Below are 13,944 nucleotides of genomic sequence, written 5' to 3'. Positions count from 1 at the left end.
CTCAGGAGGAATAGGCTTCGAGTTCGGACAGCTGCCCGGCGGGCCAGCCGGTGTTTCCGGTGAAGGTGAGCCGCAGCGTGCGCACCGACGTCGCCGGGAAGGTCACGGTCGCGGAATTGCCGGACGCGGGGTTGAACGGGTAGCCCGCCGCGGCCTTGACGCCGTCGACCGAGATCGTCTGCGTGCGGGTGCCCCACGCCGAGGACGGCGGCAGTTTCAGCACCAGCCGAGAGACGGTGACCGTGCTGCCGAAGTCGACGGTCAGCGACTGCGGGAACGCGTTGTTCGTGCTCTCCCAGTAGGAGTTCGCGTCGCCGTCGACCGCGTTGCCCGGCGGGAAACCGCCCTGCGACCCGGACGCGCTGACGTTCTTGTGCAGCGCCAGGTTTCCGCCCGGCTGGGTCGTCGTCGTGGTCGGCGGCGGGGTGGTGGTCGTCGTGCCGCCGTTGTCCGAGCCGTACACCGGTGCCGGCCACGAGCCGCAGTACGTCGTCGTCCAGCCGGAGTTGCCGCCCTGGTCGGCGAGACCCGCCATCGCGTCCGGGCCCATGCAGTTGTAGACACCCGCGCGGCCGACCCCGGTCGCGACGACGTTCTTCACCGACCCCGTCGGCTTGGCCTGGATCTGCCAGGCGAACGTGCCCGCGCCGGTGATGCGCACGTTGGTGAAGTGCACGTCCGTGGTCGCGCTGTCGATGAACTGGATGGCCTCGTAGTTGTTGTCCTGCAGGTCGAGGTCGGTGACGTCGATCCGGCCGGTGATGGCGGAGTCGCGGCCGTCGAACCACAGCGCGCCCACGCCGAACTGCCAGTTCGAGTCGAGCACGCCGGTGCGGATGGCGGTGTTGCGCGCGACCGTCGTGGTGCCCGACAGCGGCACCGCGCTGAACCGGTTCGCGACGTGGAGGCCGCCGCCCTGGTCCTGGTTGTCGGCCACGACGTTGTCGGACACGGTGTTGTCGTGCCCGCCGTAGACCGCGATGTTGTTGGCGAGGATCGGCAGCAGCACGGTGTTGAAGGAGAACGTGTTGTGGTGGTCGGCGTCGTGCTCGGACCACATCGCCAGGCCGTCGTCGCCGGTGTTGCGCAGGAAGTTGTTCGTCACCAGCGTGTTGCTGATGCCCTGGTGCAGGTTCAGGCCGTCGGCGGTCTGGTCGAGGATCCGGTTGCCGGACACGGTGAGCCCGTCGAACGGCCCGTCGAGCCACAGCCCGACCTTCGTGTGCTGCAGCCACAGGTTCTGCACGACCGAGCCGCCGCCGAGCGCGCCGCCGATGGCGTTGGACTGGTCGCAGTCGACGCGGGCGTCGACCTGGCCGATGATCGCGAAGTCGAACAGCTTGACCGCGCTGCTGGCGCCGGGGACGGCAGGGTTTCCGGGATACGTCGGCGTTCCGCAGCTCGCCGGCTCGCCCTTGCCGAAGATCCCGGCACGCGGCCCGGTCAGCACCGAGTACCACGGTCCGGCACCGCGGATCGTCACCTGGTCGACGGTGATGTGGTGGCCGAGGGTGAAGGTCCCGGCCGGGATCCAGACCTCCTTGCCCTGGCTGCGCGCCGCGGCCACGGCGGCGTCGAACGCGCCCGCGTCGTCGCCGGCGTCGTTCGCGGTGGCGCCGTAGTCGGTGACGGACACCGAGTTCGCGGGCCGGGCGGCGGCCGCGCCGACCTGCTCGAAGTCGGCGAGGTCGACGGTGACCGGGGTGACGTCGCCCGCGTCGACCTGCAGCCTGATCTTGGTGCCGGCCGGGTAGGACGTGCCGAGCAGCGCGCGGGTCTCGTCGTAGAAGTGGTGCGCGTGGCCGTCGCCCGGGTTGTTGGTGAACGGGTACGAGCCGTAGTACCAGGCCCACTTCGACGTCAGGGCGATGTCCCGGCTGTGCGAGCCGCCGACGTACAGCGAGATCGTGCCGTTGACCGAATCCGGGACGCTGTAGCGGACGTCGATCGAGTTCGCCGGTGCGGTGAGGGTGAATTCGACGTACTGGCCCTGGCCGGAGAGCGTCACCGCCTTCCGGCCGGAGGCTTCGCCGGCGAGAGTGCCGGCGGCGCGGTTCGGGCCGATGACCGACCCGTTCGTCGCCGCGGTTTCCGCTTCCTGTTCGAGGAAGGGGACGGAGGCGCCGCGGGCGGCCGCGAGCGCGCCGGCCGGAGCCGCGGCGATGGTGACGCCCGCCGCCGTGACGACGGCGAGGGCGAGAGCGCCGAATCTGAATTTGGGCGCACTGAAGACAGAGCTGGGAGACATGGGCAGCACTGGCCTTTCCGCAGCTGGTGGGGACCTCTGTGATCGGGATCATACGAATCTCGGACAAGAAACCGCAATAGTTGAACGAACTTACGCAAGTTTGCGACAGGAATTGACGACTGGGCCGCATGTCCGACGGCTGCTTACGACCGGCGGAGCAACGCCTCCGCCGCCGCCCCGCGCTGATAGTTTTCCGGCATGAGCCAGCGACGTGCGGACGGGAGCGCCGGGGACGCCGACTACGGCGCCATCGGCGGGGTCTACACCGACTACCGCAAGCCGGATCCGCGGATCGGCCGGTACATCCTCGACGCGCTGGGCGAGGCCCGGACGGTGCTGAACGTCGGCGCGGGCGCCGGTGCGTACGAACCCGAAGACCGCGAAGTGACCGCGGTCGAACCGTCGGCGTCGATGCGCGCGCAGCGGCCGGCGGGCCTGCCGCCGGCGGTGGACGCGGTCGCCGAGAAGCTGCCGTTCGGCGACCGGGCGTTCGAGGGCGCGATGAGCACCTTCAGCGTGCACCAGTGGAACGACCTGTGGACCGGCCTCAAAGAGCTGCGCCGCGTCACCCGCGGCCCGATCGCGATCCTGACCTGCGACCCGGACCTGCTGCGCCGCTTCTGGCTGCTCGACTACGCACCCGAGGTGATCGAGACCGAAGCCCGCCGCTACCCGTCGGTCGACGACATCGCCGACGGCCTCGGCGGCCACACCTCGATCGTCCCGGTGCCGATCCCGATCGACTGCACCGACGGCTTCAACGAGGCCTACTACGCCCGCCCGGAACGCCTGCTGGACCCGGGCGCCCGGCTGTCGTGCTCGGCGTGGAGCTTCGTCGACGACCGCGTGCACCACCGCTTCGCCGCGGAGCTGCAACACGACCTCGACGACGGGACGTGGGAGCGCCGCTACGGCCGGCTGCGCGAGCAGCCGACCTTCGAAGGCTCCCTGGTGCTCGTCGTCTCGAACCCCACGGCCTGAGTACCGCGGGTTCGCCCGCCCGGCTGCGCCGCCTACTCGGCCAGGAGCTCCTGCAGCTCCCGCACCGCGACGGCGAGTTCGTCGGCGAAGCGGTACATCTCCGCCGAGACGTGCTTCGGCGTGCTCAGGTAGATGTTCCAGCGGTCCGGCAGCAGCACGTACGCGATGCCGATGCACTGCGGGCTGGTCGAGCCGAACCCGAAGTACTGGATGTTGACCGACGGCGCCGAACTGGTGCTCAGGTAGTCGTCGCGCATCTTGAGCCAGCCGGGAGAGGTGTATAGGGCCGGCGTTTCGGTGTCGCCACGGCGTTTCCCGATCAGCTGCAGCTCCCACAGGTGCTGCTCCGGCGCGTCCCCCGCCTGGCATTCTTTCGCGCGGGCGACGTGCTTCGCCGCCGCGGCGCGGAACGCTTCGCGCTTTTCGTCCGCGGAGGCGTCGGAAGTCAGGACGTCGGCGAAGCGCACGACCTCCGGTGTCACCACGCGCATGGCCTCGGTCCGGCCGTTCTGGAACTGCCGGGTGGCGATCGATTCGTACGTCGCGCCGGTCAGGCCCTTCGCCCGGCGATGGGCCAGCTGGTACGACATCTGCGCGAAGGCGTCCGGGGACATCCCGAGTTCTTTCGCTCGGTTGGCGCCGAAGTCGAACGACACCGTCTGCGTCGCAGTGGCCTCCCCGTACGCCTGGTAGGCGGCTCCAGCGGCGCGCGCGTCTTCGCGGAGTTCGCCGGTCAGCTTGAACTCGACGACTTCGTAGCCGGGGACCCCGTCAGCCGGTTCGCGTTCCGCGCGCGGGCCGCTCAGGATGGCATCGGTGAAGCCGAGGATCGTGGTGCCGTCGAGTTCGCAGTGCTCGACGTTGATGCCCGCGGTGCCGTCTTCGAACACGATCAGCGACACGGCCTTGTCGTACCAGCGGTTGTCGCCGTACAGCAGCCGGTCGCCGGCCTCCAGCGCGTTCGACGGCGTGAAGTCGTCCAGGCACAAGCAGAACAACGCGGTTTCGATGGTCTCGAGCGCGTCGGCGTTGCCGGCTTCGAACAGCGCGGCCCGCGAAGCCGCCCACTCGGCGCGGGCCTTCGTGGTGAAGTGACCGGCCGGGACGTCGGCGCGGTGGTCGTCCTTGAGGATCGCGTGCAGCCCGTCGGCGATCTGGGCGGGCGAGTGCGGGCGGCCGTCTTCGGCGATGACGTCCATCCGGAACGGCGTGCCCTTCGAGAACACGACGATGTGCCGCTCGCCGGACGGGTACCGGGTGCGCGCGGTGTCGAGTACTTCGCCCGGGATGCGCGTCGCCGAAAACAGGAACTTGTGCTGCACCATCGACTGCGGCGTGCCGCGCAGCAGTACCGGCGGCACCAGCTCGTCGTCGAGCTTCAGCTTGTAGTCCACGGCGGACGCGGCCAGCTCGGCCGCGCGTTCCACCTGGCCCAGCGGGGAGTCCTGGAACAGGAAGAAGAAGTTCGCGTTGAGCGCGATCCGGTCGCGGCGGCCGAGGTAGCGGTACGGCCAGAACGTGTCGAGCCAGCTGCGCACGCCGGGCGAGCGGTCGTACTCCTCGAGCCGGGCGTGCAGCTCCGGGCCGGGACCCGCCTGGAACTCCGCGACCGCTGCTTCGGTCTCCGCCAGCTCGTCCGGCGTCAGCAGCGGGGCACACCACTCGAGGAAGCGGCGGCAGCTGTCCTCCAGCGTGGGGAGCGGGACGCGGGGGAGCCGGTCCTCGTTGCCGAAGGTGCGGGTGGACCATTCCGGACTGCTCACGGTCATCCTTCTGGGTCGGGGAGTTCGAGTTCGGCCAAGCCTGCAGGACGGGAAACATACAGCCGGGCGTAGAGCCACCCGTCGGACTCCAGTCCGGTGGGGTCGACGCCGGCCGCGCTCAGGGTGTCCAGGATCTGTTCCTGCTCCTCGGCGGAGGCGAACTGCCGCTGCCGGAAGACGCCGTCGACGCTCGTGGTCTCGTACCCCAGCTCGGCGAGGCTCTCGGCGATCGGCTCGTAGGAGAACATCCGCAGCACGAAGTGCGCCATCCACGGCCGCGCGCCGCGCGCGACGCGGGTGAGGGTCTTCTCGGTTACGTATCCGACGCAGCCGGTCGAGATGACGAGGTCGACGTCGTCCAGGAGCTTCTGCTGCGTGCTGTCCGGGTCGTCGCGTTCGAGGTCCGCGTGGAGCGCCTCGTCCAGGAAGCCGGCGGAAAGCGCGTATTCGAGCGCCGGGGCCGAGCTGTCCAGGCCGTAGAACCGCGGGTTGCCGGTGCGTACGCGCTTCCGGTCCGCCTCGACCAGCGCCGCGTGGTCCAGCGCGCGCACGGCCGGGTCCGTGTAGTGGGCGTAGAGGTCGTCCATGGTCGCTTCGCAGCGCTGCAGGGCCGCGTTGACACCGTACGAGCAGCCGACGTCGAGCACGGTCGGCTGCTCGGCGGGGTGTTCGGCGAACAGCCGCGCGAAGTACGGCTTCGCCAGCTGCGGGATGCCGTAGCCGACGCGCTTGAGCGTGCCGAAGAACGGACGCGGGTCGGGCGCGGTGTAGATGTGGTCGAACGAGATCTTGCCGGTCGAGTCGAAAGGCACGGGCCAGGCTCCTAGTCGAGCAGTTCGTCGCCGCGGGCGGTCCGCTCCGCGAGGTGGGCGGGCAGGACGCGGCCGAACAGCTGCCGCGTCCGCTCCGCGCTGCCGATCACACCGGGACGCTCGCTGTAGGCGAAGATCGCGGAGTGCCGCGCGATCGCGCCCTCCACGGTACTGACCCGGTGCAACGCGAAGCGACCTTTGAACAGCTGGAGATCACCGGGCCGCAGGTCCAGGCGCCGGACCAGCCGGGTGTCGCCGGCGAGCACCGAGCGCACGGCGGCGAAGTTCTCGTCCGCGGCGGACCGGATGTTCGGGCAGTACTCGAAGATCCCGCCGGCGTCCGCGGTCTGCGTCAGCATGCTGACGGTGTGGGTGTTCGTGTCGAAGTGCCACGGGTGCGCGCGGCCGGGCGCGATCACGTTGAGCGTCAGCCCCGACAGCGGGTCAGCGAGTTCGTGCAGCTCCGGCCGCCCGAAGCAGTCCGCGACGAACCGGCGGAACACCGGGCTGGTGTAGAGCCGGTTGATGATCGCCGAGGCCGGGATGCGGTCACGCGCGACGAAGGCGTTGCCGCGTTCCATGATCGTCCGGCCGGGGTGGTCTTCGGGCAGCGGCTCGTCGATCGCGGTGTTGTAGGCGTTGACCTTTTCGATCTTGGTGTACGCGTGCGGTTCGAGCGCGGCGCACTCCGCGCGCAGCACGTCGTGCAGCTCGGCACGGATGAAGTCGGGGAGCACGCTGCAGCCGGCGTCGGCCAGCTCCGCGCGGGTGCGGCCGACGACCTCGCGCCAGGCAGGATTGTCCGGGTCGGTGAGCGGGTAGCGGTCGGTGTCGACCATTTCCAGTGGCGCTACGGAGGTGCTCATCGTCGAGGTCCCTTCCGGCGGGTGAAGGAACAGAGGTAGCACAGAAGCCCGCCGGCCAACCGTTGGTTTGTGAGCGGTGACACAAAGTGGTCAGTTGCCGATTTCGGTGGCCCACGCGCTGAGCTTGACGGTGTCGGTGGTGCCGAGGTCCGTCTCCAGGGGCTGCTTCTGCTCGGGCTCCCCGGGGATCGGGACCACCGCGATCGCGGCACCGGTGTGCTGGTCGCCGCTGGTGACGGTCGCCGACCAGGCGAGCACCGAAAGCGCCTTCTCACCCGGCTGGAGAGTCAGGTTCCGGGGCCCCGGATCGGCGGCGAAGTAGGACGTCTCGTGCAGCACCCGGACGTCGAGCGCGGTGCCGTCACCCGCGAGGACCTTCAGGTCCGGGTAGCCGGTGACCTTGCGGGGCACGGTGTCCCGGTTGGTCAGTGTGAGGACACTGGCGCGGTGCCCGAGGCCCGCTTCCACCTGACCGACCGAAAGCGACAGTCCGGTCGACGGCGGCGGTCCGTACGTCGGGCTCGGCGTCGGCGTGGGTACCGGCGGCGCGGGTGGCTGGCTGTCACAACCCGCGAGAAGCGCTACGAACAGAAGTGGTGCGAAGCGGGAAACCCCCATGCGCCGGAAGGGTAGCGGGCGCCCCGGAAGGCGCCCGCCACCACCTCACGGCGTCAGCAGGGGAAGCAGCGGCTTGCGCACGGCGGTCGCAACACCGTCCGACGCCTCCGCGGCGGCGATCCGCTCCGGCGACGGCCGTCCGTAGCCCGTTGTGCGCTGGACCAGCGGGCGGCCGAGCGGCTCGACCATCGCGCGCATGTCGCTGATCGTCTTGTACGACCCGTGCGACGCGCCGGCCATCCGGCTGATCGTCTCCTCCATCAGCGTGCCGCCGATGTCGTTGACGCCGCCCTGCAGCACCGCGCGGCTGCCCTCTTCGCCGAGCTTCACCCAGGAGCTCTGGATGTTGTCGATCATGCCGTGCAGCAGCAGCCGGGCCAGCGCGTGCACCGCGCGGTTCTCGCGCAGCGTCGTGCCCGGGCGGGCGAGGCCGGCCAGGTAGATCGGCGCGCTCTGGTGGATGAACGGCAGCAGGACGAACTCGGTGAACCCGCGCCGCCCGTGCTTCTCCAGGCCTTCGCGCTGCAGCCGGGCGAGCAGCTTCAGGTGCGCGACCCAGTGCGCGGGCGTGTCGACGTGGCCGTACATCATCGTGGACGTCGTCGGCAGCCCGACCTCGTGCGCGGTCGTGACGACCTTGATCCACTCCGACGTCGGCAGCTTGCCCTTGGTGAGCACCCAGCGGACGTCGTCGTCCAGGATCTCCGCCGCCGTTCCCGGCAGCGAGTCCACGCCGGACTCCTTGGCCTTGATGAGCCAGTCCTTCAGCGAGAGGTTGGTGCGCGAAGCGCCGTTCACGACCTCCATCGGGCTGTAGGAGTGCAGGTGGATCTCCGGCTGACGGCGCTTGACCTCGGCCGCGAGGTCGAAGTACGCGGTGCCCGGCAGGTCCGGGTGGATGCCGCCCTGCATGCAGATCTCGGTCGCGCCCGCGGCCCACGCCTCGTCGACGCGGTCGCCCACCTGCTCCAGCGAGAGCGTGTAGGCGTCGGCGTCGGTGCGACGCTGCGCGAAGGCACAAAAACGGCAACCCGTGTAGCAGACGTTCGTGAAGTTGATGTTCCGCGTGACGACGAAGGTGACGTCGTCCCCGACCGTCTCGCGCCGCAGGTCGTCGGCGATCCGGGTGAACGCGTCCAGCTCCTTGCCGTCGGCGTGCAGGAGGGCGAGCGCGGCGTCGTCGGAGAGCCCGGCCGGGTCCTTTTCCGCGCCGCGCAAGGCTTCCAGGATGTCCGTGTCGAACTTCTGCGGCCCGGTCTTGATCCGGTCGCCGATCTCCTTCCAGTCCCCGTACACCGAGTCGAAGTCGCTGCGGCGGTCTTCGGTGCGGCCGCTGGTGTCGATCTCGGTGTGCAGGTCGGTGCGGCCGGACTCCTGCCAGCCGCCGTCCGGCTCCTGCCACGGGAGGCCGACCGGCATCGCGCCTTCGCGGGCCATGCCGGTGTCGTAGTCGACGAGCGCGGCGACGTGCCGCGTGATCCGCGGGTCCAGCCACGGCTCGCCCGCCTTGACGTACTCCGGGTAGATGGTGAGCCGTTCCTTCAGCTCGAAGCCGGCCTTCTCGGTGCGGCGGGCGAGCTCGTCGATTTGCGGCCACGCCCGTTCCGGATTGACGTGGTCCGGGGTCAGCGGCGAGACGCCGCCCCAGTCGTCGATGCCGGCGCGGATCATCAGGTCGTACTGGTTGCCGATCAGGTTCGGCGGCGCCTGGATGCGCATCTTCGGGCCGAGCACCAGCCGCGCGACGGCGATGTTCGCGGCGAGCTCCTCGAGGTCGGCGTCCGGGGTCGCGCGCATCTTCGTGTCCGGCTTGGCCCGGAAGTTCTGCACGATGACTTCCTGGATGCCGCCGTAGGTCCGGGCGACCTTGCGGATCTCGAACAGCGCGTCCGCGCGCTCCTCGAACGTCTCGCCGATGCCGATGAGGACGCCGGTGGTGAACGGGACACTGCTGCGGCCGGCGTCTTCGAGCACCCTCAGCCGGACGGCGGGATCCTTGTCCGGCGAGCCGTAGTGCGGGCCACCCTTTTCGCTCCACAGCCGGGTCGCGGTGGTCTCCAGCATCATGCCCATCGACGGCGCGACCGGCTTGAGCCGCTGGAAGTCCTGCCAGGTCAGCACGCCCGGGTTGAGGTGCGGCAGCAGGCCGGTCTCCTCCAGCACCCGGATCGCCATCGCGCGGACATACGAGAGCGTGTCGTCGTAGCCGTGGGCGTCCAGCCACTCGCGGGCGGCCTTCCAGCGGTCCTCGGGCCGGTCGCCGAGCGTGAACAGGGCTTCCTTGCAGCCCATCTCCGCACCCTTGCGGGCGATGTCGAGCACCTCGTCGGGCGAGAGGAACGGCGATTCGAGCCGGCCGGGCACGGTGACGAAGGTGCAGTAACCGCAGCGGTCCCGGCACAGGCGCGTCAGCGGGATGAACACCTTGCGGCTGTAGGTGATGACGCCGGCGCGGCCGGCCTCGGCCAGGCCCGCGTCGCGGATGCGCGAGGCGTACTCGGACAGCTGGGTGAGGTCGTCACCGCGGGCGTGCAGCAGGACGCTCGCTTCGGCTACGTCGAGTGTCTTCCCGTCGCGCGCCCGGGCGAGCGCGCGGCGCATCGCGGAGGCGGTCGGGGCGGTGGCGTCGGGTTCGGGTCCCATTCCGCCCACGCTAGGACCGCCCTCGCGCGACCAGCCAGGGTGTGTTCCGCACCCGGCTCACCCGATCGGTTCGCGTGGTCGTCGCCGCAGGTCAACGGGTCCGCGTAGTTGTCGATCAGCACGCCGGCGTGTATTACCTAAAGGGTGGCATCGGTGGTCGGGAAGAAGATCGGCGGACGGACGTACTACTACCTGGCGGAGTCCGCCCGGGTCGACGGCAAGCCGCGGGTGGTGACCCAGCGTTACCTCGGTACCGCCGACGAGATCGCCCGCGCCGTCCCGGGCGGCGAACCCGCTGCGGCGTCGTACCGGACGTACGGCGACGTCGCCGCGGTCTGGGCGACGCTTTCGCGCCTGGACTTCGTCCGCCGTGTCGACGACGTCGTCCGCTCGAAGCCGGGCCTGGGGCTGACCCTGGCCATCGCTGTCCTGCACCGCGCGACCGCTCCCGCAACGCCGATCGGCGAGTGGTGGGCTTCCGGGGCGGCCGTGGACCTCGTTCGCCCCCGGATGGCGACGGTCGACGGGCTGTGGCGGGCCCTCGAACGCCTCACGCCCGAGCGCATCGCGGGAATCGAGGACACCGTCGCCACCGCAGTCCTGGACATGCTCGACGACCACGCCGCGCTCGCCGTCGACGTCCCGCAGTTCGCCGCGTTCGCCCCAGCCGACTGCACGCTGCCGTCCGCCTGCCAGGGCGTGCTCGCCGGAGCGGGCCTGCGGGTGACCCGCGACGGTGCGATCCCGCTCGAATCGCGGCTGTACCGGCGTGACGACGGCACCGCGCCGACGTTCGCCTCGCTGATGGGGGAACTCCGCCGCACTCGAGAACACAGCCCGGCGACGCTCGTCTTCCACGCGGGCCAGGCGGCGCAGCTGGACCTCGGCTCGCGAAGCGGCTTCGTCGGATCGTTGCCGTTGACCGACCACCCCGAGCTGCTGACCCAGCCGGCGTCCGCGCGCAAGCGCGTCGACCCCGAACGGTTCGCCGGCCTCACCGCGCTGGACACCCACGCGGTCGTCGACGGCGTCCGGCGACGGGTGATCCTCACGCATTCGGCGACGCTGCACGCGGCGCAGTCCCGCGCGTTCGCCGACGAGCTGGCCACCGCGACCCGGGAGCTGGACGGCCTGGCCGAGGCGCTGGCCGCGGGCACCCACCGCGGCGACCGCGCCCAGGTGCACGCCGAGATCGGCCGAGTGACGCGGGGACGGCGCGTCGAGCGCGTGCTCACCGCCGTCCTGAGCGGGAACCGGCCCGGCGAGATCCGGCTCGAACGGCGGATCGACACCGCCGCGGTGGCGCGGCTCGACGAGGAGTTCTTCGGCAAGCAGGTGCTGGTCACCGACCGGGACTGGCCGGTCGCCGAGGTCGTGACGGCCTACCGGGCCCGCACCCACCTCGAATCGACGTTCCGCTGGCTCACCGGCCCCGCCGTCACCGGCCCGACCCCGCGCTGGGAGTGGACGCGGCAGCGGATCGCCGCGCACGGCCTCGTCTCGGTGCTCGCCGCGACCGTGACGCACCTGATGCGGCGCGAGGCGGACCGGGCGGGGATGAACCTGTCGGTGCGCGAGCTGCTCGACCAGCTGGCCGGCATCGGCGAGCTGGTGCTGCGGTACCCGTCGACCGGCGGCCGGCCGCGGACCAAGCGCCTGCTGACCGAGCTGGACCCGGGTCAGCAGGCGCTGGCCGGCCTGTTCGGCCTGGGTCAGGCGACGTCGGCGTAGCTGCTGCCGAGCTTCGCGTTGTCGAGCAGCGCCGTCGCGTGGCCGCTGTTGCCGGCTGCCTGTCCCGGCGCGGAGGTCAAGAGTTGTCGCGGAAGATCTGCAACGGGGAAAAACTCTGCACGACCGGCATCAGCTCGATGACGTTGATGTTCACGTGCTTCGGCTGGGACGCGGCCCAGTGCACCGACTCGGCGACGTCGTCCGCCGTGAGCGGTGTCGTGCCTTCGTAGACCTTGTCCGCCTTGGCCTGGTCGCCGTCGAAGCGGACCTTCGAGAAGTCCGTGCCGCCGACCATGCCGGGCTCGACGTTGGTGACGCGCACGCCGGTGCCGTGCAGGTCGCTGCGCAGGTTGAGGCTGAACTGGTGGACGAACGCCTTGGTCGCGCCGTAGACGTTGCCGCCGGGGTAGGGGTAGGTGCCGGCGATCGAGCCGATGTTGATCACGTGGCCGCGGCCGCGCTCGACCATGCCCGGCAGCAGCGCGCGCGTGACGTGCGCGAGGCCGCGGACGTTGGTCGCGATCATCTCGTCCCAGTCCCGCAGGTCGGCCTGGTGCGCGGGCTCGAGCCCCTTCGCCAGGCCGGCGTTGTTGACCAGGACGTCGACCTCTCGCCAATTTTCGGCAAGACCGTCGACGACGGTCTTGACCGCTTCGGGGTCGCTGACGTCGAGGACCACCGGGAGGACGGCGTCGCCGAGCTCGGCGGCCAGCTTCCGGAGCTTGTCCGCACTGCGGGCGACGGCGATCACGCGGGCGCCCTCGGCGACGAACCGGCGCGCGATGGCGTCACCGAAGCCGGCGCTCGCGCCGGTCACGAACACGGTCTGCTGGGTCATGGGGTGAACCTTATTCCGGTCAGGCCGGCGCTACCGATCGCAGCTACTGGTCAGGAACGTGCTGAGTGCCTCGTCGAACTCGGTTTCGCGCTCCAAGTTGGGTAGGTGGCCCGCGCCCTCGATCACCACCAGGGTGGAACCCCGGACCTTCCGGTGGATCAGCTCGGCGTCGGCGACCGGGGTGAACTCGTCCTCACTGCCGACGACCACCAGGGTCGGGACGCTGATGTTTTCGAGGCCGTCGGTGTAGTCGGGGCGTCCGGCGCGTCCCCTGAGCGCGGCCGCTGCGCCATCCTTCGGAGCGTTACGCATCATCTTGCGGACGTGCGCTTCGACGTCGGGCCGGGTCTCGCGGGTCTGTTTCGAGATCATCTTGGGGAGGAGCTCCTCGGCGTAGCTCTCCATGCCTTCCTCGGTGATCCGGTCGGCGGTGTCGTAGCGGGCCTGCTTGGCCTGAGGCGTGTCTAGGCCCGCGAAGGTGTCGGCGAGCACGAGAGCCGCCACGCGGCCGGGGTGGTCGGCGACCAGTTGCATGACGATCTGGCCGCCCATGGAGAGGCCGCCGAGGACGAACCGCTCCAGGTGCAGGCGGTCCGCCAGCTCGACGAGGTCGTGCGCGAAGACGTCGAGGCCGGTCTTGGTGTTCTGGCTCTTCGACTGTCCGTACCCGCGGAGGTCGGGCGTCACGACGCGGTAGCCGCTGCCGGTGAGGCGCTCGACCTGGGGACGCCACATCGAGCGGTCGAAGGGGTGACCGTGGACCAGCAAGACGGGCTGTCCGTCGCGAGGTCCGAGGTCGTCGTACGCGAGTGTCATGCCGCCGACGCTAGGCGGAGCTTTGACGCGGAGCAATACGATGCAATGTACTCGGAGCAATGTTCTTTCGGTGGCGCTCGCGGCCGGTTCGGGGCAGACTGAGCCGTGGACGGGCTTCGTCATGGGGTCTGACCTGCGCTGATCTTGTTAACCGACCCCCCTGTTCCGGGTCGTTTTCGGGCGTGTAATCTTCTCTTCGTCGCCAGGGAAACCGAGCGACAGGGACACGAACCAAGCTCTCGCGGATCGCGATTGAGTGGGTGTCCCACCAAAAACTGCTAGGAATGACTCGCTTCGAGCGAGCCGCTTGATCGCGGCGGATTCGGGGTGTGTTGCTTGAGAACTCAACAGTGTGCTAGTGAACTAAGCCAGTAGAGCTTATATTGAAACCCCCTCGTCGGGGTTTCCTTTGAGAGCAAGAAAATTTGCCTCGATTGAATTCGAAGACATTGTTGGAGAGTTTGATCCTGGCTCAGGACGAACGCTGGCGGCGTGCTTAACACATGCAAGTCGAACGCTGAACCCACTTCGGTGGGGGATGAGTGGCGAACGGGTGAGTAACACGTGGGTAATCTGCCCTGCACTCTGGGATAAGCCTTGGAAACGAGGTCTAATACCGGATATCACC

The 13,944-nt window shown here is 69.8% G+C and carries 10 protein-coding genes and 1 rRNA gene; 3 read left to right on the top strand and 8 right to left on the bottom strand.

The features are described 5' to 3' along the window. Nucleotide 1: 1 nt before the first annotated feature. Nucleotides 2-2,248, bottom strand: coding sequence for a discoidin domain-containing protein (locus ACWEVN_RS14865; RefSeq protein ID WP_452051579.1), 2,247 nt, complete (start codon nucleotides 2,246-2,248; stop codon nucleotides 2-4). A 198-nt stretch (nucleotides 2,249-2,446) separates the two neighbouring features. Between ACWEVN_RS14865 and ACWEVN_RS14860 the strand changes: the two genes are divergently transcribed. Then, on the top strand, nucleotides 2,447-3,229 hold the full coding sequence (locus ACWEVN_RS14860) for a class I SAM-dependent methyltransferase (protein ID WP_449678957.1): 783 nt from the start codon (nucleotides 2,447-2,449) through the stop codon (nucleotides 3,227-3,229). A 32-nt stretch (nucleotides 3,230-3,261) separates the two neighbouring features. Here ACWEVN_RS14860 and ACWEVN_RS14855 read toward each other — a convergent pair whose 3' ends face one another. The 5 genes from ACWEVN_RS14855 to ACWEVN_RS14835 form a co-directional block, all read right to left on the bottom strand. Next, the gene (locus ACWEVN_RS14855) at nucleotides 3,262-4,998 is read right to left on the bottom strand and encodes a choline/carnitine O-acyltransferase (RefSeq protein WP_452051578.1); all 1,737 of its coding nucleotides are present in this window, start codon (nucleotides 4,996-4,998) and stop codon (nucleotides 3,262-3,264) included. After that, the gene (locus ACWEVN_RS14850; protein WP_452051577.1) at nucleotides 4,995-5,804 is read right to left on the bottom strand and encodes a class I SAM-dependent methyltransferase; all 810 of its coding nucleotides are present in this window, start codon (nucleotides 5,802-5,804) and stop codon (nucleotides 4,995-4,997) included. Before ACWEVN_RS14850 ends, ACWEVN_RS14855 begins: the two co-directional genes overlap by 4 nt. A gap of 11 nt (nucleotides 5,805-5,815) precedes the next feature. Next, complete coding sequence (locus ACWEVN_RS14845) at nucleotides 5,816-6,670, bottom strand: HalD/BesD family halogenase (RefSeq protein WP_452051576.1); 855 nt, start codon at nucleotides 6,668-6,670, stop codon at nucleotides 5,816-5,818. Nucleotides 6,671-6,760: 90 nt separating this feature from the next. After that, a complete protein-coding gene (locus tag ACWEVN_RS14840) occupies nucleotides 6,761-7,159 on the bottom strand; it encodes a DUF4232 domain-containing protein (protein WP_452051599.1) in 399 nt (132 codons plus the stop codon). 174 nt (nucleotides 7,160-7,333) lie between these two features. Beyond that, nucleotides 7,334-9,931 (bottom strand): bifunctional FO biosynthesis protein CofGH, encoded by a 2,598-nt coding sequence (locus ACWEVN_RS14835; RefSeq protein WP_452051575.1) that lies wholly within the window; start codon nucleotides 9,929-9,931, stop codon nucleotides 7,334-7,336. 153 nt (nucleotides 9,932-10,084) lie between these two features. Between ACWEVN_RS14835 and ACWEVN_RS14830 the strand changes: the two genes are divergently transcribed. After that, the gene (locus tag ACWEVN_RS14830) at nucleotides 10,085-11,662 is read left to right on the top strand and encodes an IS1634 family transposase (protein ID WP_452051574.1); all 1,578 of its coding nucleotides are present in this window, start codon (nucleotides 10,085-10,087) and stop codon (nucleotides 11,660-11,662) included. A gap of 76 nt (nucleotides 11,663-11,738) precedes the next feature. On the opposite strand, the gene ACWEVN_RS14825 is transcribed toward ACWEVN_RS14830, so the two are convergent. Both ACWEVN_RS14825 and ACWEVN_RS14820 read right to left on the bottom strand, forming a co-directional pair. Next, nucleotides 11,739-12,500 (bottom strand): SDR family oxidoreductase, encoded by a 762-nt coding sequence (locus tag ACWEVN_RS14825; protein WP_452051573.1) that lies wholly within the window; start codon nucleotides 12,498-12,500, stop codon nucleotides 11,739-11,741. 30 nt (nucleotides 12,501-12,530) lie between these two features. Then, nucleotides 12,531-13,316 (bottom strand): alpha/beta fold hydrolase, encoded by a 786-nt coding sequence (locus ACWEVN_RS14820; protein WP_452051572.1) that lies wholly within the window; start codon nucleotides 13,314-13,316, stop codon nucleotides 12,531-12,533. Nucleotides 13,317-13,765: 449 nt separating this feature from the next. Here ACWEVN_RS14820 and ACWEVN_RS14815 point away from each other — a divergent pair. Then, a 16S ribosomal RNA gene (locus tag ACWEVN_RS14815) occupies nucleotides 13,766-13,944 on the top strand; the annotation flags it as partial.

The sequence above is a fragment of the Amycolatopsis sp. NPDC003861 genome (assembly GCF_053605405.1).
The sequence above is the reverse complement of the archived record's forward strand: the minus strand, read 5'-3'. Positions and strand labels throughout refer to the sequence as shown.

What these genes read in the sequence shown, in the direction of transcription:
- ACWEVN_RS14865 (WP_452051579.1), bottom strand. Translation starts at nt 2,248, where the DNA reads ATGTCTCCCAGCTCTGTCTTCAGTGCGCCCAAATTCAGATTCGGCGCT.
- ACWEVN_RS14860 (WP_449678957.1), top strand. Translation starts at nt 2,447, where the DNA reads ATGAGCCAGCGACGTGCGGACGGGAGCGCCGGGGACGCCGACTACGGC.
- ACWEVN_RS14855 (WP_452051578.1), bottom strand. Translation starts at nt 4,998, where the DNA reads ATGACCGTGAGCAGTCCGGAATGGTCCACCCGCACCTTCGGCAACGAG.
- ACWEVN_RS14845 (WP_452051576.1), bottom strand. Translation starts at nt 6,670, where the DNA reads ATGAGCACCTCCGTAGCGCCACTGGAAATGGTCGACACCGACCGCTAC.
- ACWEVN_RS14835 (WP_452051575.1), bottom strand. Translation starts at nt 9,931, where the DNA reads ATGGGACCCGAACCCGACGCCACCGCCCCGACCGCCTCCGCGATGCGC.
- ACWEVN_RS14825 (WP_452051573.1), bottom strand. Translation starts at nt 12,500, where the DNA reads ATGACCCAGCAGACCGTGTTCGTGACCGGCGCGAGCGCCGGCTTCGGT.
- ACWEVN_RS14820 (WP_452051572.1), bottom strand. Translation starts at nt 13,316, where the DNA reads ATGACACTCGCGTACGACGACCTCGGACCTCGCGACGGACAGCCCGTC.